This window comes from Trebonia kvetii (genome assembly GCF_007827045.1).
GTDB classification, from domain to species: Bacteria; Actinomycetota; Actinomycetes; order Streptosporangiales; family Streptosporangiaceae; genus Trebonia; species Trebonia kvetii.
This window is the reverse complement of sequence record NZ_RPFW01000002.1, coordinates 248,310-265,858: the sequence shown is the minus strand read 5'-3', so window position 1 is coordinate 265,858 and position 17,549 is coordinate 248,310. Positions and strand designations below refer to the sequence as shown.

Sequence of the window (17,549 nt, the reverse complement as noted above, 5' to 3'; positions counted from 1 at the left end):
AGCCATGTCAGCACCGCGCGGCCCGCGGCACCGCCCGCTCGCCGAACAGTACGAACAGTGGATGGCGCACCTGCGCCGTCATGGGGTGAGCCGCCGGGCGTTCACCGAGACCCCGGTCGGCGCGGCCGCGGGCGACTTCGTCCTCGGCAGCGGGAGCGGTTCCGGCCCGGCCGCCGGCGTGGCCGTCGCGAGCGCGGGCACGATCGCCGAGGGCTTCCTCGTCAACGGCCGCCATCTGTCCTACGGCGACGACCCGCGGACGCAGATGTGGGTCGGCGGCCAGCTGTTCAACGTGCGCACGTACAACGCGGTGCCGCCGAAGTCGCTGCGGGTGTGGCTGGAGTACGGCGCGGACCGTTCCTACGGCATGACCGTGGAGGCCGAGATCCGCGAGCTGATCTCCCACGTGCCGGTGTGGGACGGCGAGCCGGGCGCGCTGCGCGCGTCGCGGATGCTCAACGCCGATCAGTTCTTCGTGCACGCGCACCTCACCGGCCTGGCGCCAGGCACCGAGTACCACTACCGCTTCCGGTACGCGACGGGCGGTGACCACGGCGCCACGTCCGACGCGACGTTCATGACCGTCCCCGACGTGGTGACCGAGCCGTTCACGTTCACCGCGTTCGGCGACGAGGGCATCCCGGGACCGTCGCTCGACCGGGACCCGTCGCTGAAGCCGGAGAAGACGTGGGGCATGTGGAACAACGGCTCGTTCGAGCCTGATGACCCCGACGACCCGGCCAACACCGGCCACAACACCACGTCGGCGGTGATCAAGCAGATCATGCGGGTGTGCAACCTGGCCAACGGCACGCCGTCCCGGTTCAACCTGCAGGCGGGCGACCTGTGCTACGCGCAGGGCAAGGGCGACATCCAGCCGATCATCAACCCGAACGGCCCCAACGGCAGCCAGCCGGCCGACGGCAACACGCCGGCCCCGCCGCCGACCAGTCACGGCTGGGGCTTCTACGACCCGTGGGTCTGGACGAGCTGGCTGCCGATGATCGAGCACAGCGCGGCGCGGATCCCGTGGATGTTCGCCACCGGCAACCACGATTCCGAGCTGTTCTCCGCACAGCTCGCCGCCGATCAGGCAACGGTCGACGCCTACGGCAAGCTCGGCTACGGCGGCCTGGCGACGCGGCTCGACCTGCCGGCGACCGGCCCGTCCGGCTGTCCGTCGGTCTACAGCCTCCGCTACGGCAACGTCGGCATCATCAGCCTGGACGCCAACGAGCTGTGCTTTGAGTTCCAGGGCCTGACCGGCTACAGCGGCGGCGCGCAGGCCGCCTGGCTGGAGGAGCGGCTCGCGGCCTGGCGCGCCGACCCGACGGTCGATTTCATCATCGCGTTCTTCCACGAGTGCGCGTTCTCCACCTGCAACGGCCACAGCTCCGACGGCGGCGTGCGCTCGACGCTCGCCCCGCTGTTCGCCTGGTACCAGCTCGACCTGGCGGTCCAGGGCCACAACCACGTCTACGAGCGCACCAACCCGCTGCTGTATGACGCCGCGACGAACAGCGCCCGCTCGACCAGGCAGGCGGTGGCGGTTTCCCCCGATGAGCCCGCCGAGGTGGAGCCCGCCAGGGACGGCACCACCTACGTCGTCGTCGGCACCGCGGGGACGCCCCGCTACGGCTGGACCGGCGGCGCCACCGACCGCAACTTCGCCGCCGGGCCGGGCAGCGGCACGACCGTCAGCGCGGACCCTACGGCGAAAAGCGGGCCATGGGTGGCCGAGCTCGACTTCAGCAAGACCTACGAAACCGTCGACTGGTCCCAGGCGCGCTACGACGACTACGGTTTCATCGCCCTGGATGTCACGCCCGCGCCGCGCGGCCAGCGCACCACGATGACGCTCCGCTTCATCAACGAGCAGGGGCGGGAGCTTGACCGGGTGGTGTTCTCCAGGACCGCGGGCGAGACGCTGCCGCGGCCGGCGGTCTAGCTCGCCGCTGTCCAGTACGGGTCGCGGCCGATGAAGCCGAGCAGCCTGGTCTGCGCGTCGGCGTCGTCGGGCACCGGCACCCGGGCGCCGTACTGTCCCGACGATCGGATGACGTCCTCCATCGGTTCCATCCCGGCCAGCAGCGAGGCGCAGAACGACGGGTTGAGGCGGTCGTCCTGGCCGGTCGCCCGGGCCAGGTCCCACGTGTGCATGAACACGTCCGAGGTGTAGAACTGATCGATCGCCCGGTCCACCGGAACCGCACCGATGTGCGGGTTGGCCAGGGTGAGGCCTGCGGTGCCCGGGTCGTCGAGCAATGCCTGCACGGCATCGACGTGCGCCTGCCACGCGCCGACGGGGTCGTCGTCGACGGACGGTACCGCCGGCAGCCGCACCGTCGAGCCGCCGGCGAGGAGCGCCGGCAGCCACTCGACGAGGTGGCGCACGACATCGCGGGCGACCCACCCGTCGACCGGCGCGGGCACGTCCCACGCGCGGGTGCCGCGCACCCGGTCGGTGAACACCCAGCCGATCTCCCGGTGCCGCTCCGCGGGCCGGTCCGGCAGCACCAGCGGCTCAGACACTGCCCTGGCCGATCATCTCGTCGAGCTTGGCGTAGCCCTCGTTGACGCCAACCTCCATGCCACTGGCCAGGAACATGTCGCGCGCCTCGAAACTGTCCACGAGGGACTGCGTGTGCAGGCGGGTACGACCGTTGCCGAGGTCCTCGAACCACAGCGTCCCCAGCGCCACCTCGTCGGGCTGCCCCTCGTAGGTGAACGTCTGCACGATCCGGTCCGGCCGCACCTCGTGGAAGCAGCCGCGGAACCCGTACTCCTCGCCGTCGCGGGTGGATACGTACCGCCAGCTGCCCCCGGTCCGGGCATCCCACTCGATAACCCGCGTCTGCAGCGACCGCGGCCCCACCCACTGCGCGAACAGCTCCGGATCGGTGTGCGCCCGGAACAGCTGCTCTTGTGTGGCGGTGAAGTCGCGGCTCATGCGGATGACCGGTACCTTCGGGTCCGCCTCGATGGTGGTTTCTCCGATGGTGTTCATGTCCCTGTCTCCTCCCGTGCGCCGGTGTCGCCCGGCGTGTCGTCATTCATCCGCGCCAGCACGTCGTCGAGGCGGCGGTAACGTTCCTCGGCCTGGCGCCGGTAACGCTCGATCCACTTGTCCATCAGGTCGAAGACCCTCGCTTCCAGCCGTACTGAGCGGGGCTGGGGACCCGGCGGCCGGCTCACCATCCCGGCGTCCTCCAGCACCTTCAGGTGCTTGTAGACCGCCTGCAACGTCATCTGGTACGGCTCGGCGAGCTGGCTGACCGTGGCGTCGCCCGCCGATAGCCGGCCCACCATGTCCCGCCTGGTCGGATCCGCGAGCGCCGCGAAGACCCGCGATAGCGCGTCACCGGTCATCGCCGCTCACCATGCCTTTCTACTGTCTGGTTGAAAGAGACGCTACGCCACGCGCGCGAGTGTGTCAACCATTGGGTTGAAAGAGCAGTTCAGGCAGATCAACATGAACGGTCCTGCTGCCTTGGGCGGCCGGGCGCAGCCCGGTTCAGCAGTCGGCGCCTGTCACCGGTGTCCACCGGGTGTCCAGGTCTTCGCGGCGGCCGAACTTCAGCAGCCGGCTGGCGGCCATGTCCTGGATGCGGTCCAGGTCTTCCTGGCTGGAGGCGTCGGCGCGGATCATGAGCTCGCCGGCTGTCGCGCGCAGAGTCAGCTGGCCCCACGTCAGGGTGATGCTTCCGGCGTCGGCGGTGTGCTCGACACGCAGCACCGCGGGCGGCTGGCCGCCGCCGGCGTGCCGGCCAGGGGCATGCCCGGAAAAACGACCAGGAGCGCCGAGCTTGGCGAGGTGCCCGCAGAACCGGGCCAGGTAAGCGGCGGCGTTCCCGGTCTGGATCCGTGTTTCCGCTGATGGCATGGCTTGTGACCTTCCGTCTCTGCCTGGCGGCAGGCAAGATTTATCAAGACACACTGTCTTCATCAAGTCGTAGTGTATCGACAGCGGCGTAGTGTATTCTCACTGGCGTGCCAAGGCTGTGGACCGAGACGATCGAGGAGCACCGTCGTGCCGTGCACGATGCGACGCTCGACGCCTTCGCGGCGCAGCTCGCCGAGCATGGCCTGGCGTCGGTGACGATGTCGCAGCTGGCCGCGGCGGCCGGGATCGGCCGGGCCACGCTGTACAAGTACTTCCCCGACGTGGAATCGGTGCTTGTCGCCTGGCATGAGCGGCAGATCACCCGGCACCTGCACCTGCTTGAGCAGGCACGCGATGCCGCCGACGGGCCCGGCGCGCGGCTGGAGGCGGTGCTGTCCGCGTTCGCGCAGATCCAGCACGCGCATCAGGGCAGCGACCTGCCCGTCGCGATGCTGCACCGCGGCAGGCACGTCACCGAGGCCAGGCAGCAGCTGCACGTCCTGGTCAGCGACCTGATCACCGCCTGCGCCGCGAGCGGGGACATCCGGCCGGGAGTCCCGGCAGGCGAGCTGGCCAGCTACTGCCTGCACGCGCTGAGCGCCGCCGGCGGCATACCGTCCCGCGCGGCCGTTCGCCGGCTGGTCGCCGTCACCCTGGCCGGCCTGCGGCCAGAAACCCCAAGGTGAAAACCGCTCGCCAGCCACCTAGGGTGGGGTCATGATCGACCCGGAGATCATCTCCTACTACGAGTGCAACGGCGAACGTGACCGGCTCGGCTCCGGCGCCCGCGGTATCGAGTTCCTCCGGATGTGGGAGCTGCTCGAAAGGTTCCTGCCCGCAGCGCCGGCGACGGTGCTCGACGTGGGGGGCGCCGCCGGCCGCTACGCAATCCCGCTCGCCGCAGTCGGGTACGAGGTTCATCTCATCGACCCGGTTCAGCATCTGGTGTCCCAGGCCATCGAGGACTCGCGGACGGCGGTTCCCCTCGCAAGCGCCCGCATCGGCGACGCGCGCTCGCTCGCGGTGGCCGACTCAAGCGCGGACGCGGTGCTGCTGTTCGGCCCGCTGTACCACCTGACTTGCAGGGACGACCGGGTCGCGGCGCTGTCGGAGGCGCGGCGAGCGACCAGGCCAGGCGGTGTCGTGCTGGCGGTCGGGCTGTCCCGGTTCTACCCGCTGCTCGAAGAGCTCGCCGCGGGCAAGCCTCGGTCGCCCGCGGCGACGGCCCAGTTCCTCGCCGGCGGCCAGTACCGCAACCCGGACGGCGATGTCGCCGGGTTCACCACGTCCTACTTCCACCGCCCGGAGGACCTCGCCGCCGAGGTCGCCGACGCGGGCCTGACGCTAGACCGGATCGTCGGCGGGACCGGTATCGCCAAGATCGCGCTGCCCGATCTCGCGGAGCGGCTCGACGACCAGGAGCGGCGCGCTGCGGTCACCGACCTGCTCCGCCGCACGGAAGCCGAGCCGTCGCTGCTCGGGTTCAGCCAGAACCTCGTCGCGATCGCCCGAGCCGACCGCTAGCAGTCGCGTAATAGCTCGTTTCCGGTTACCGTTGACATGCCGGGTATGCCGCCCTGACCGGGAGATCCGATGAGCCTCGCAGAGCCGCTGATGCGCCGCGTCGTGGAACCCTCGATCGTCCGCTACTTCGCCTGGCGCGGCGACCCCGTCGCCCGGTGGATGCGGCCGCAGTCGAAGGGCGACCCCTACCCGCTGTATGAGGACATCCGGCGCCGCGGCCTGGTCCGCAGCTCGCTCGGGCCCTGGGTCACCGCGAGTCACGCCACGGCGGAGACCGTGCTGCGCGACCGGCGGTTCAGCTCCTCGCCGGTGCACCAGCGCGGCTACCAGCCGCCGTCGTTCCCGCTCGGCGATCCGCGCGCCGAGCTGCCCGCGGGGGACCTGCTCACCCTGGACCCGCCTGACCACACCCGGATCCGCCGGCTGGTGTCCGGCGCGTTCACGCCGCGCGCGATCGCCGGGCTCGAGCCGTGGATCCGCGAGCGGGCAGTCCGGCTCCTCGATCAGGCTGACGCTCGCGGCCCGGAGTTCAACCTCATCGACGCGTTCGCATTCCCGCTGCCGATCGCGGTGATCTGCCACCTGCTCGGCGTCCCGGCCGAGGACCAGGACAAGTTCCGCGCCTGGGGGCATGACGTCGTCACCACGCTCGAACCGCAGACCTCGCGGGCCGCCAGGCACCACTCGCAGGCGTCCGAGATCGCCCTCGCCGGCTACCTGCGGGACCTGGTGGCCAAGCGCAGGTCGGACCCCGACGACAGCCTGCTTTCCGCGCTCATCGCGGTCGAGGAGGAGGGCGACAGCCTCACCTCCGCCGAACTGGTCAGCACGGCGCTGCTCCTGCTTGTCGCGGGGTTCGAGACCACGGTGAACCTGATCGGGAACGGGACGGTCGCCCTGCTCGGCGAGCGTGCGCAGTGGGACCGGCTGTGCAAGGAGCCCGAACTGATCTCCGGCGCTATCGAGGAACTGCTGCGCTACGACAGTCCGGTGCAGATGACCTCGCGGACGGCGACCGAGGACCTGGAGGTCGACGGCACGGTCATCAGAAAGGGCATCCCCGTCATCGTGTCCATCGGCGGCGCCAACCGCGACCCCGCCATTTTCGCCGAGCCCGGACGGCTCATGGTCGACCGGCCGGAGGCCGCGCGGCACCTGTCGTTCTCGCTCGGCATCCATCACTGCCTCGGCGCCGCGCTCGCCCGCCTCGAGGGACGGATCGCGATCGAGGAGCTGACCAGCCGCTTCCCGGGCCTGGCGATGGCCGGGACGCCGGTCCGCAGGCCGCTGCTCGTGCTGCGCGGCTTCGAGACCGTTCCCGTCCGCGCCGCCGCCTGACGCCATGCGTCACAGCAGGGCGCGGAATTCCTCATTGAGCCTGGCCGTGGCGTCCCGCAGCGCGGCGACATCCGGGCCGGCGGCAAGCAGGGACCTGGATGCCGACGGCATGACCCGGTCCGGGCAGGCCGCGAACGTGGCGGCGACGTCGGCGGGCGACGCGCCCTGCGCGCCGACACCCGGGGCGAGCAGCAGCCCGTTCGCCGCGGCAAGAACCGCGCCGAGCGGCGGCTCGACCGCCGCGGGGCCGATCACCGCCCCCACTGGCCCGACGCCGCCGGGCGCGAGCCGGGCGTTGAGCGCGCCGATGTCCGCGAGCAGCCGCTGGTCGACGGTCTGGCCGTGCCCGGCGTCCGCCCCCTGCACGGCACGGCCCTCCGGATTGGACGAGCGAACGACCACGAGCAGGCAGCCGCCCGACTGGTTCGCCCGGGTGATGTATTCGCCCATGGCCGCCAGCCCCAGGTAGGGGTGGACCGTGATGGCGTCGGCCCGCAGCGCGGCGCCCTCGCCAAGGTACGCCTGCGCGTAGGCGTCGTTGGTCGAGCCCACGTCGCCGCGCTTGACGTCGAGTATGACAAGCAGCCCCTCGCCGCGCGCGGCCGCGACAAGCCGCGACAGGGCGCGGATGCCGCGCCAGCCGTGCCGCTCGTAGAACGCGGACTGCGGCTTGATCAGCCCGGCCGTCCCCGCCGCCGCGCCGAGCACGATGTCGGTGAACCGCTCGAGCCCGTCCGCGTCGTCGGAAAGCCCCCAGTCGGCAAGCACCTGCCCGTGCGGGTCCGCGCCAAGCACCAGCGGCCCGTAAGCCTGACGCACCGCCGCGAACCACGCCGCGAACGACTCCCCCACGTCTGCACCATCCTCGACATCAGCCAGTCCCCGCCTGCCGACCAGTGTCCCGCACCATCCCGCCGAGGGCATGCGGAATATTCGCGTGCGCCGGGCCGCTACACTGGCCGCATCAGGCGTTGATCCGGCCATCACCGGGGAGCCCCCGGAAGAACAGGCATCAGCCCGGCCCGCGAGGAGCAGGGCGGCGCCCCAGTAGAACCGGGCGGGTTCGGCCCGTCATAGCCGGCCAACGAGCGGCCGTCCCGCGAAACCCGGTCCGGGTCACGCGGGGACGGCAAGCGAGGTGGTACCGCGGTGTGCTCGCACGGGAGCGGGCGCGTCGTCCTCGTCGGCCCTGTGTTTGGACAGCACAGTGCTACAACAGCACAGCGCCCAGCCGTCTTGCACAACGGGAGCCGGGCGAGACCGCAGCCGAGGAGACGCAGCACACCATGGCCACTTACCCGCGCGCCGGCGCATCCGAGGTGCCCGCGCAGCCGGACTTCCCCGAGCTCGAGAACCGGGTCCTTGCGTACTGGAACAGCCACGGGACGTTCCGCAAGAGCATCGCGAACCGCGACAGCACGGGCGAGTTCGTCTTCTATGACGGCCCGCCGTTCGCGAACGGCTTGCCGCACTACGGGCACCTGCTGACCGGCTACGTCAAGGACATCGTCCCCCGTTACAAGACGATGCGCGGCGCGAAGGTGGACCGGCGGTTCGGCTGGGACACCCACGGGCTGCCCGCCGAGGTCGAAGCCGAACGGCTGCTCGGCATCTCCGGCAAGGCCGACATCCTCAAGATGGGCATCGAGACGTTCAACGAGGCCTGCCGCGACTCGGTGCTGCGCTACACGCGCGAGTGGCAGGACTACGTCACCCGCCAGGCCCGCTGGGTCGACTTCGACAACGACTACAAGACGCTCGACCTCCCGTACATGGAGAGCGTCATGTGGGCGTTCAAGACGCTGCACGACAAGGGGCTCGTCTACCAGGGCTTCAAGGTGCTGCCCTACTGCTGGCGGTGCGAGACCCCGCTGTCCAACCATGAGCTGCGGATGGACGACGACGTCTACGCCGACCGCACCGACCCGTCGGTCACCGTCCGGTTCAAGCTGGACACCGGCGAGTGGATCCTCGCCTGGACCACCACGCCGTGGACGCTCCCGTCGAACCTCGCCGTCGCGGTCGGCGCCGACCTGACCTACGTCACCGTGGAGACCGAAGACGGCGAGCGGTACGTGCTGGCCGAGGCGCGGCTGCCCGCCTACGAGAAGGAGTTCGCCGGGGCGAGGAAGCTCAACTCGTTCCGCGGTGAAGAACTGCTCGGCCGCCGCTACCAGCCGCTATTCGACTACCTCGCCGACGCCGAGGCGTTCGGCACCGGCGACGCGTGGCGGGTCATCGCCTCCGACGAGGTGACCACCGAGGACGGCACCGGCGTGGTGCACATGGCGCCCGCCTACGGCGAGGCGGACGCCGCCGCGTGCCAGGCGGCGGGCATCCCGACGGTGCTGACCGTCGACGAACAGGGCAAGTACCTGCCGGTCGTGCGCGATTGGGCGGGGATGCACGTCTTCGAGGCGAACAAGCCGATCATCGCGCGGCTGCGCGAGGACGGCGCTCTGGTGCGCCGCGACGACTACACGCACTCCTACCCGCACTGCTGGCGCTGCCGCAACCCGCTGATCTACAAGGCGGTCTCATCCTGGTTCGTCGAGGTCAGCAAGTTCCGCGACCGTATGGTCGAGCTGAACGAGCAGATCACCTGGGTGCCCGAGCACGTCAAGCACGGGCAGTTCGGCAAGTGGCTGTCCGGCGCGCGCGACTGGTCGATCAGCCGCAACCGGTTCTGGGGCTCGCCGATCCCGGTGTGGCAGAGCGACGACCCGAACTACCCGCGCACCGACGTGTACGGGTCGCTTGACGAGCTCGAGCGGGACTTCGGCGTCCGGCCGGACGACCTGCACCGGCCGGGGATCGACAACCTCGTCCGGCCGAACCCGGACGACCCTTCCGGGCGGTCGATGATGCGGCGGGTGCCCGAGGTCCTTGACTGCTGGTTCGAGTCGGGCTCGATGCCGTTCGCGCAGGTGCACTACCCGTTTGAGAACGCCGAGTGGTTCGACTCGCACTACCCGGGCGACTTCATCGTGGAGTACATCGGGCAGACCCGCGGCTGGTTCTACACGCTGCACGTGCTCGCGACGGCGCTGTTCGACCGGCCGTCGTTCCGCACCTGCGTCTCGCACGGCATCGTGCTCGGCAACGACGGCCGCAAGATGTCCAAGTCGCTGCGGAACTACCCCGACGTCAACGAGGTCTTCGACAGCTACGGGTCCGACGCGATGCGCTGGTTCCTGATGGCGTCGCCGATCCTGCGCGGCGGGAACCTGGTCGTCACCGAGCAGGGCATCCGCGAGGGGGTGCGGCAGGCACTGCTGCCGCTGTGGAACACCTATTACTTCTTCGCGCTGTACGCGAACGCGGAGTCGTACCAGGCGTCGTACAGCACCGGCAGCCAGCACGTGCTCGACCGCTACATCCTGGGCAAGACCAAGTCGCTGGTTGAGAACCTCGCCGCGCAGATGGACGATTTCGCGGTCGCCGGCGCCTGCCAGGAGCTGCGCGACTACCTCGAGCTGCTCACCAACTGGTACATCAGGCGGTCCCGTGACCGGTTCTGGGCCGGCGACCGGGCGGCGCTCGACACGCTGTGGACCGTGCTGGAGACCGTCACCCGCGCGGCGGCGCCGCTGCTGCCGATGACCGCGGAGACGATCTGGCGGGGACTTACCGGCGGCGAGAGCGTGCATCTGGAGGACTGGCCTTCCGTGCAGTCCTGGCCGTCGGATGCCGGCCTCGCCTCGACGATGGACCTGACGCGGATCGTGTGCAGCGCCGCGCTGAGCCTGCGCAAGAACCAGCAGCTGCGCGTCCGGCTGCCGCTCGCCACGCTCACCGTGGCTGACCCGTCGGCGGCGGCGCTCAGCGAGTTCGCCGACATCATCAAGGACGAGGTCAACGTCAAGGACCTGGCACTGCGAGCCGACCCGGCGGCGCTCGGCGCCAGCACGCTCACCGTCAACCCGCGCGTCCTCGGCCCGCGGCTCGGCAAGCAGGTGCAGGAGGTGATCCGCGCGGTCAAGGCGGGCGACTGGTCGGTGGATGCGGGCACCGTGACGGCCGGCGGCGTGGAACTGCGGGACGGCGAGTACGAGCTGAAGCTCACCGCGGCCAACCCGGACTCGACGCTGGCCCTGCCGGGCAGCGGGCTGATCTCGCTGGACACGACGCTGACGCCGGCGCTGCTCGCGGAGGGCGCCGCCAGGGATGTGGTCCGCGTGGTGCAGCAGGCGCGCAAGGATGCCGGGCTGGACGTGTCGGACCGGATCGCGCTGGTCATCGGCGCCGACGGCGCGACGGCCGACGCGGTGCGCGCGCACCAGGCGTTCATCGCCGGCGAGACGCTCGCCGTGTCGCTGGACGTGGCCCCGGCCGACGGCGTGGCTGGCGTGCCCCAGCCGGCGGGCGATGACGGGGAGATCCGCGTCCAGGTCACCCGCGTGTAGCGTCGCCGTGGCCGAGTTCCTGAACGCCGAGTTCGCGTACACCGAGGCGCTGCGCATCCTGGCCGCACGCGCCTCGGTGGACCTCGACCCGCTGCTTGCCCTGGCATGCCCTCCTGGAAGCGACCCGGTCGTGTACCTGGCGGACCTGTCCCGCCAGACGTTGCAGCCGCTGTCGGCCGCGCTGCCCCCGGAGCAGGTGACGGGAACGCTGCCGGGCAGGGCATTCACCACGGGACAGCCGACGGCCAGTGCCCGCGACGGGCAGGCGCGGATCTGGGTGCCGGTGCTCGAGCAAACCGCGCGCATTGGCGTGCTCGCGGTGACCCTGCCCGACGACGGCCCAGCGCACCTGCGGCAGGCGGAACTGCTCGGGGTGTTCGCCGGGTTGATCCTCGGCGGGATGATCCGGGTCAGCGACATCCCGCACATCCGACGGCGGGCGGGCCACGGTGTGTCGCTGGCCGCGTCGATGCAGTGGGACATGCTGCCGCCGTGGAGCGTGCGGGTCAGCGGCGGGCACGTGGCCGGGATGCTGGAGCCGGCCTACGACATCGCGGGCGATACCTTCGACTACGCGGCCGACGACGACACCCTGCATTTCGCCATCATCGACGGCATGGGGCACGGGACCGGCTCGACGCTGCTCGCCGCCCTCGCCGTGGGCGCCTACCGGCACGCGCGCCGCGCCGGGTCGCCGCTGGCGGAGATGCACACGGCCATCGACACGGGCATGGCCGGTGTGTACGACGACCTGTCCTTCGCCACCGGCATCCTCGGCACGCTCGCCCTCGGCACCGGGCGGCTGGAGTGGACCTGCGCGGGCCACCCGAGGCCGCTGCTGCTGCGCGGCAGGAAGGTGGTCGCGGAACTCGACAGCGACGCCACCCTCCCGTTCGGGCTCGGCACCGGCACCCCGGTGGTGGCCGCCCGCGACCTCGAACCGGGCGACGCGGTGCTCCTTTACACCGACGGCGTCACCGACGCGCACACACCAGACGGCGACCTGTTCGGCGTCGACCGGCTGGTCGACCTGCTGGAACAGCAGGCCGCCGGCGAGCAGGAACCAGAGGAACTGCTGCGCCGGGTGGTCGGCGCGGTCCTCGAGCATCAGGGCGGCGACCTGCGCGACGACGCCACGCTGGTGCTGCTGCGCTGGGCAGGAGCCTGACCGCCCGGGCTTCCCGCCGGTACGGACGGCCGAGACGGGGGACATTCCGGTCGTGGACGCAATCGCCAGGGTCGAGACGTTTCCGCTCCGCATCCCGTTCCGGCCGGCCAACGGGTCGTCGACCGCGCCACGGCCGCCGGTGGATTCCCTGCTGGTGAAGATCACCACCGGCGACGGAGTCGCCGGCTGGGGTGAGGCGTTCGGTTTCGAGGCCGCTCCGATGACACGCTGGTCGGTCGAGGAGCTGATCGCGCCGCTGTGCCTGGGCCGTGACGCCGCCCGCATCGGGCCGCTGATGCGGGAGATCCAGCAGAAGCTCCAGGTCTTCGGCCGCGGCGGCACCGTCATGCACGCCCTGTCCGCCGTGGACACCGCGCTGTGGGACATCGCGGGCCGGGCGGCGGGCGTGCCGCTGCACCGGCTGCTCGGCGGCGGCGCCCCTGACCTGCCCTGCTACGCGAGCCTCGACCCGCTCGGCGCCGAGCCGCTCGTGCGGGCGGGGGTCCGCGCCGCCCTCGACGCCGGCTTCCGCGCGGTCAAGCTGCACGAGCGGGCGCCCTCGGTGGTGCGCGCCGCCCGATCGGAGGCAGGCGACACCACGACGCTGATGCTCGACGTGAACTGCGCCTGGACGCTCGCCCAGGCGCGCCAGGCCGCGGCCGACATGGCCGGCGTCGGACTGCGCTGGCTCGAGGAGCCGGTGTGGCCGCCGGAGAACTTCGCCGGCCTGGCGGCGCTGCGCGCGGGGTGCGGCATCCCGATCGCCGCGGGCGAGAACGCGGCCACGCTGCTGGACTTCGGCCGGCTGATGGACGCCGGCGCCGTCGACGTGCTCCAGCCGAGCCCCGCCAAGATGGGCGGCGTCACCGAACTGCGCCAGGTGTTCCCTGTCGCGGCGGTGCGCAACGTCGCGGTGCTGCCGCACACCTTCTACCACGGGCCCGGGCTGCTGGCAGCGATCCACGTCACGGCGGCGCTCGGCACGGCCGACGCGATGATCGAATGGCGGTACTCCGACCTGGAGGCGCTGCCGTACGGCGAGGCCGTCGTCCCGGCTGCGGGCAGGATCGCGGTGCCGAACGGTCCCGGCCTCGGCGCCGATCCGGACCCCGGTGTGCTTGGGCGTTACCTAAGCGACTGAGAGTCCCGCCGCGCGGCGCCCGGCCGGCGGGAAATCCGGTTGACGCGGCCGTGCCGCGTCGCGCACCGTGGTTGGCGCATCTGGTCATCGCGTGTCATCTCGTCTCGTTCCGCCCGGTCGTGAGATTCTCCTGGAGCCGCTGTGGGTTATCGCGAGGGACGCTTCATCGACCTGCTCCCCGAGCTGCAGGCCGTGTCGGCGCGGGTGTGCACGCCGCTGACTGACGGTGACCCCGGCCGGGCCGCCGGGGTGATCGGGTGGGCTCACGCTCTTCCGGCACATCGAACGGTCCGAGGTCGCCGCCAGGACCCACTGCCACCGCCTGGTGGAGCCAGTCGGCTGCGCCACGGCGCACCGCCGTCGCGGGCTCGGCGGCGGCGTCACGCTCGCCGCCCTGGCCGCCGCGCGGGAGCGCAGTGCGAAGACCGGCGTCGTGCGGCCGCCCGGCCACGACGGCTACCCGGTTCCGGTGCTCGTCTACCGGTCGATCGGCTTCACCGACCGGCTGCGCAATCGCGAATTCCGCTTCGCCGCCGGGTAGGGCCGCGGGTCCGCGGCCCGGCGACGAGCGCCCGAGGGCGGGCCGGTGGCGTAAATCACAGCTGTGTAATTCTCTGTGGACAACGCGCGGGCGAGCCCGCTACTGCCTGTTCGCCGGCCCCGCGTTGGCGACGATCGCCGCGAACGGCGGTACGCACAGCGCCACCGCGGACATCACTACGGCGGCCGTGATCGAGTACCGCCAGATAAGGGTCCACGCGAGCACGATAAGCAGTACGCACACGCCCATCATCATGAGGTAGGCCCGTCGCCGCGTCGCCAGGCCAAGCGGCTTGCGCGGCTCCCGCGGCGGCGGGCCGTCGTCCGGCATCGGCATGGCAACCCGCCTCCCTCCTTCTCGGCTACCGTTCCCCCGATCGCGTGAATCACCGGTCTTATCCCGAACGGTTGCGGCAGCCCCCGTACCGCCCGCCGCGATGCCGTCGCGGCCTGGTGCGGCTCCGCACCGACGCTGCCCTCCAGCGTCGCGCCCTGCGTGCGTCGCACTCTCGTGCGTCGTGCTCTGTTGGGTCGGGCTACGGCGTGGCCGTGCGGACGACCACGACCAGGTAGCGGCAGTCATCCGCGGTCTCGTTGCGGAACTCCCTCGCCTGCGGCTCTCCGAGCTCAAACGTGTCACCCGAGCCCAGCACGTGAACGGCGGGTCCGTCCGCCAGGGTTAGTTCTCCCGACACCACCCAGACGAGCTGAGCGATGAACGCGTACGCGCCCGCCGGATACGGCACGCGGGCCCCGGCCGGCAGGGTCACCTCGGTGACCGCCGCGGGAAACGCCGGGGACGACACCGGCCGGCGCAGGTACCCGGTCTCCGGGTCGCGCCACCGCGCCGAGTCAGCCGCCCGGCGCACCGCGGCGGCCTGCCGCCGTCCGCCGGCAGCCGGCGCCTCCCCGGCCTGGCCTGGCCCGATCGCGGGAAGGCCGGCTACGGGAAGGCCCGGTGCCGGGGAAAACAGCTCCGGCATGCTGAGCTGCAGTGCCGCCGACAGCTTGCCGAGCACAACGGCGGTCGGGCTGCTCTCGCCCCGCTCGATCTTGCTGATCATCGCCCGGGAGACGGCGGACGCCTCGGCGAGCCTGTCGATCGTCCAGCCCCTGGCCCGCCGCTCGCCGCGAAGTCGCTCGCCGAACGCCGCCATCGAATCTACTATAGTAGACATGACTCCACTATATAAGATTCGGTCCGCCGACGCCGGAGACTCCGAGGCGATCCGCGCGATCCGCAACGACGTGATCGCGCACTCGACCGCCATGTGGACGACGCACCAGGTGACAGCCGAAGGCAACCGGGAATGGCTCGCCGACAACCTGACCCGCCGCTCGGTCTACGTCGCCGAGGCCGACTGCGCGCTGATCGGCTTCGCGAACTGGTCCCCCTGGCGGCCCAAGGACGGCTATCGGCACACCGTCGAGGACTCGGTGTACGTGACCGACGGCCACCAGGGCCGCGGCCTCGGCGCCCAACTGCTGCAGACCCTCATCAGCGCCGCCACAGAATCCGGTGCGCACGTCATGATGGCCTCCATCGAGGCCTCCAACACCCGCTCGATCGCGCTGCACGAGCGCCACGGCTTCGAGACCGTCGGCACCGCCCGCGAGGTCGGCACCAAGTTCGGCCGCTGGCTCGACCTGACCATGATGAGCCTGGCCCTGTGAACAACCCCCGGCGGCGGCATTGCGCTCCGCGCTTCTTGCTGTTATCAGATATGCCCGGGCACGCCTCCGCGCACCAGAGGCGTGATCGCGGGTCATCTGCGGCAGACGCCTGCCCAAGCCCTATGCGCCTTCCGCCTGGCAGAAAACTTGCTGTTATCACCGTTTGCGGTGTAAGGGGCGCGGATGGGTGGCGCGAAGCGCACGGGGGGCGGACGCGCGGAGCGCGCGGGGTGCACGGGTGCTAGGGACGCGTGGGGTTCACGGGGGGCGAGGGGCGCAGGAAGAGCAGCACCGCGGCGAAGGCGCAGGCGACGATCGCGACCGCGAGCAGGTAGGAGAGCCGGTAGCCGGCGACCAGGGCCGCCGACGCTGGCCCGGGGACGGCGCGGGCCCGCGCCGCCGCGATGGTGGCGAGCACCGCGAGCCCGACTGCCATGCCGACCTGCTGCGAGGCGGCGAGCAGGCCGCCGGCCAGGCCCCGGTCCCCCGGAGCGACCCCGGCCGTCGCGAGCACCGACGCCGTGGGGAAGAGCAAGCCCATGCCGAACGCGGTGAGCACGATCCCCGGCAGCACGTTCACCTGGTAGGACCCTGACGCCGACAGCTGGGTCAGGCAGGCCTGGCCAAGCGCGATCGACACCAGGCCGGCGGCGAGCACGGGCCGGGCACCGAACCTGGCCGCGAGCCTCCTGGTCAGCCAGGTCGCCGTCACAAGGACGGTGAGCGTCGCGGGGAGCAGCCCGAGCCCCGCCCGCAGCGGCGAGAACCCGAGAACCCGCTGCATGTAGAGGGTGACGAAGTACACGTAGCCGACGATGACCGAGGCGACAACGAACATGGTGGCGAGCGCGACCCGGCGCGCGGGATCGGCGAGCATCCGGACAGGCACCATGGGCGCGCGGGCATGTCGCTCGACAGCGACGAACGCCGCACCGAGCAGCACCGCCGCCGCCAGCGCGGCCAGGGCGGCGGGCGCGCCGAACCCGTTCTGCTGCCCCTGGCTCAGCCCGAAGATCAGTGCCGCCACGCTCACTGTGACCAGTGCCGCGCCTGCCACGTCAAGCCGCCGCGCGGCCGCGCCCTGAGACAGCCCGGTGCCGTCGGACAGCCCGGTGCCGTGCGCCCGGTGCATCGCGTCCCGCGGCAGCAGCCGGAGCATCGCCGCCACCAGGATCGCGATCACCGGCGGATTCACCAGGAAGATTGCCCGCCAGCCGGCCAGCTCGGTCAGGATCCCGCCGAGCACGATGCCGGTGCTCGCCCCGGCGGCCGTCGCGCCCTGGTAGATGCCGAGCGCGCGGGCCCGCCCCGGCCCGTCGGGAAACAGGTCAGTGACCGCGGCGAGCGCCATGGGCGCGACGAGGGCGGCGCTGGCCCCCTGGGCAAACCGCGCACCGATGAGCACGCCAGAACTGGGCGCGAGACCCGCCGCAAGCGACGTTGCACCGAAGATGCCGAGCCCGGCCACGAGCAGCCGCCGGTGCCCGGTCAGGTCCCCGATCCGGCCGCCGAGCAGCAGCAGCGCGCCGAACGGCAGCGCGTACCCGGTGATGATCCACTGCAGGTCCGCCGCGGACACGCCGAACTCCCGCTGGATCGTGGCGAGCGCCACGTTCACGATCGAGAAGTCGAGTTGCAAGACGAACTGCGCCGCCGAGACGAGAAACAGTCCGAGCCCGGTCCGCTGTGCCGCCCGCTCCCCCGTGGCCTGCGCTGACGCCGGCCGCGTCACCACCGCGTCTGTCTCCCCAGCCGGCTCCGTCACCCGGAAAGTTTACATCTCAACTAATTTGCGGGTCAGCAGAAGGGGACGCCCCCGTTCGCCGCCGCCCGCCCGCTGAACGCCGACAGGCGACACGCGCTGCGCGCTTCTTG

At 71.4% G+C, this 17,549-nt stretch carries 17 protein-coding genes; 9 read left to right on the top strand and 8 right to left on the bottom strand.

Annotated features, from left to right (window positions below; genetic code table 11):
• Positions 1 to 4 precede the first annotated feature (4 nt).
• On the top strand, positions 5 to 1,948 hold the full coding sequence (locus EAS64_RS09895; RefSeq protein ID WP_145852642.1) for a purple acid phosphatase family protein: 1,944 nt from the start codon (positions 5 to 7) through the stop codon (positions 1,946 to 1,948).
• On the opposite strand, the gene EAS64_RS09890 is transcribed toward EAS64_RS09895, so the two are convergent.
• The 4 genes from EAS64_RS09890 to EAS64_RS09875 form a co-directional block, all read right to left on the bottom strand.
• Positions 1,945 to 2,532 carry a TIGR03086 family metal-binding protein gene (locus EAS64_RS09890; RefSeq protein WP_222849165.1) on the bottom strand — a complete coding sequence of 196 codons (588 nt, stop codon included), beginning with the start codon at positions 2,530 to 2,532 and terminating at the stop codon, positions 1,945 to 1,947. The genes EAS64_RS09895 and EAS64_RS09890 overlap by 4 nt on opposite strands.
• Entirely contained in the window at positions 2,525 to 3,007 is a 483-nt protein-coding gene (locus EAS64_RS09885) for an SRPBCC family protein (RefSeq protein WP_145852641.1), read from the bottom strand. The genes EAS64_RS09890 and EAS64_RS09885 overlap by 8 nt, the downstream gene beginning before the upstream one ends.
• Positions 3,004 to 3,369: an ArsR/SmtB family transcription factor gene (locus EAS64_RS09880; protein ID WP_145852640.1), complete on the bottom strand. Its 366-nt coding sequence runs from the start codon at positions 3,367 to 3,369 to the stop codon at positions 3,004 to 3,006. The genes EAS64_RS09885 and EAS64_RS09880 overlap by 4 nt, the downstream gene beginning before the upstream one ends.
• Positions 3,370 to 3,514: 145 nt before the next feature.
• Complete coding sequence (locus EAS64_RS09875) at positions 3,515 to 3,883, bottom strand: DUF2218 domain-containing protein (protein ID WP_187365816.1); 369 nt, start codon at positions 3,881 to 3,883, stop codon at positions 3,515 to 3,517.
• 107 nt (positions 3,884 to 3,990) lie between these two features.
• On the opposite strand from EAS64_RS09875, the gene EAS64_RS09870 reads away from it, so the two are divergent.
• From EAS64_RS09870 to EAS64_RS09860, 3 genes are all read left to right on the top strand, one after another.
• On the top strand, positions 3,991 to 4,569 hold the full coding sequence (locus EAS64_RS09870; protein ID WP_145852638.1) for a TetR/AcrR family transcriptional regulator: 579 nt from the start codon (positions 3,991 to 3,993) through the stop codon (positions 4,567 to 4,569).
• Between the two features lie 31 nt (positions 4,570 to 4,600).
• Positions 4,601 to 5,407, top strand: a complete 807-nt coding sequence (locus EAS64_RS09865; protein ID WP_145852637.1) for a class I SAM-dependent methyltransferase — start codon at positions 4,601 to 4,603, stop codon at positions 5,405 to 5,407.
• A gap of 69 nt (positions 5,408 to 5,476) precedes the next feature.
• Positions 5,477 to 6,745: a cytochrome P450 gene (locus EAS64_RS09860; RefSeq protein WP_145852636.1), complete on the top strand. Its 1,269-nt coding sequence runs from the start codon at positions 5,477 to 5,479 to the stop codon at positions 6,743 to 6,745.
• 9 nt (positions 6,746 to 6,754) lie between these two features.
• Here the strand turns inward: EAS64_RS09860 and pyrF are convergent, their stop codons facing one another.
• The gene (gene pyrF, locus EAS64_RS09855) at positions 6,755 to 7,597 is read right to left on the bottom strand and encodes an orotidine-5'-phosphate decarboxylase (RefSeq protein WP_222849164.1); all 843 of its coding nucleotides are present in this window, start codon (positions 7,595 to 7,597) and stop codon (positions 6,755 to 6,757) included.
• A gap of 434 nt (positions 7,598 to 8,031) precedes the next feature.
• On the opposite strand from pyrF, the gene ileS reads away from it, so the two are divergent.
• The 4 genes from ileS to EAS64_RS09835 all read left to right on the top strand — a co-directional run bounded on the left by ileS (position 8,032) and on the right by EAS64_RS09835 (position 14,001).
• Positions 8,032 to 11,151: an isoleucine--tRNA ligase gene (gene ileS, locus EAS64_RS09850; RefSeq protein WP_145852634.1), complete on the top strand. Its 3,120-nt coding sequence runs from the start codon at positions 8,032 to 8,034 to the stop codon at positions 11,149 to 11,151.
• A 7-nt stretch (positions 11,152 to 11,158) separates the two neighbouring features.
• Positions 11,159 to 12,319, top strand: coding sequence for a PP2C family protein-serine/threonine phosphatase (locus EAS64_RS09845; RefSeq protein WP_187365815.1), 1,161 nt, complete (start codon positions 11,159 to 11,161; stop codon positions 12,317 to 12,319).
• Positions 12,320 to 12,371: 52 nt separating this feature from the next.
• On the top strand, positions 12,372 to 13,460 hold the full coding sequence (locus EAS64_RS09840; RefSeq protein WP_222849163.1) for a mandelate racemase/muconate lactonizing enzyme family protein: 1,089 nt from the start codon (positions 12,372 to 12,374) through the stop codon (positions 13,458 to 13,460).
• Positions 13,461 to 13,785: 325 nt separating this feature from the next.
• Positions 13,786 to 14,001, top strand: a complete 216-nt coding sequence (locus EAS64_RS09835; protein WP_145852632.1) for a hypothetical protein — start codon at positions 13,786 to 13,788, stop codon at positions 13,999 to 14,001.
• Between the two features lie 99 nt (positions 14,002 to 14,100).
• Here the strand turns inward: EAS64_RS09835 and EAS64_RS09830 are convergent, their stop codons facing one another.
• Positions 14,101 to 14,337, bottom strand: coding sequence for a DUF3099 domain-containing protein (locus tag EAS64_RS09830; protein WP_246115613.1), 237 nt, complete (start codon positions 14,335 to 14,337; stop codon positions 14,101 to 14,103).
• A gap of 199 nt (positions 14,338 to 14,536) precedes the next feature.
• On the bottom strand, positions 14,537 to 15,178 hold the full coding sequence (locus tag EAS64_RS09825; protein WP_246115612.1) for a helix-turn-helix domain-containing protein: 642 nt from the start codon (positions 15,176 to 15,178) through the stop codon (positions 14,537 to 14,539).
• Here EAS64_RS09825 and EAS64_RS09820 point away from each other — a divergent pair.
• Positions 15,177 to 15,674: a GNAT family N-acetyltransferase gene (locus tag EAS64_RS09820; protein WP_145852631.1), complete on the top strand. Its 498-nt coding sequence runs from the start codon at positions 15,177 to 15,179 to the stop codon at positions 15,672 to 15,674. The two genes, EAS64_RS09825 and EAS64_RS09820, sit on opposite strands and share 2 nt — an antisense overlap.
• A 241-nt stretch (positions 15,675 to 15,915) precedes the next feature.
• Here the strand turns inward: EAS64_RS09820 and EAS64_RS09815 are convergent, their stop codons facing one another.
• Positions 15,916 to 17,439, bottom strand: coding sequence for an MFS transporter (locus EAS64_RS09815; protein WP_145852630.1), 1,524 nt, complete (start codon positions 17,437 to 17,439; stop codon positions 15,916 to 15,918).
• Positions 17,440 to 17,549: the final 110 nt, after the last annotated feature.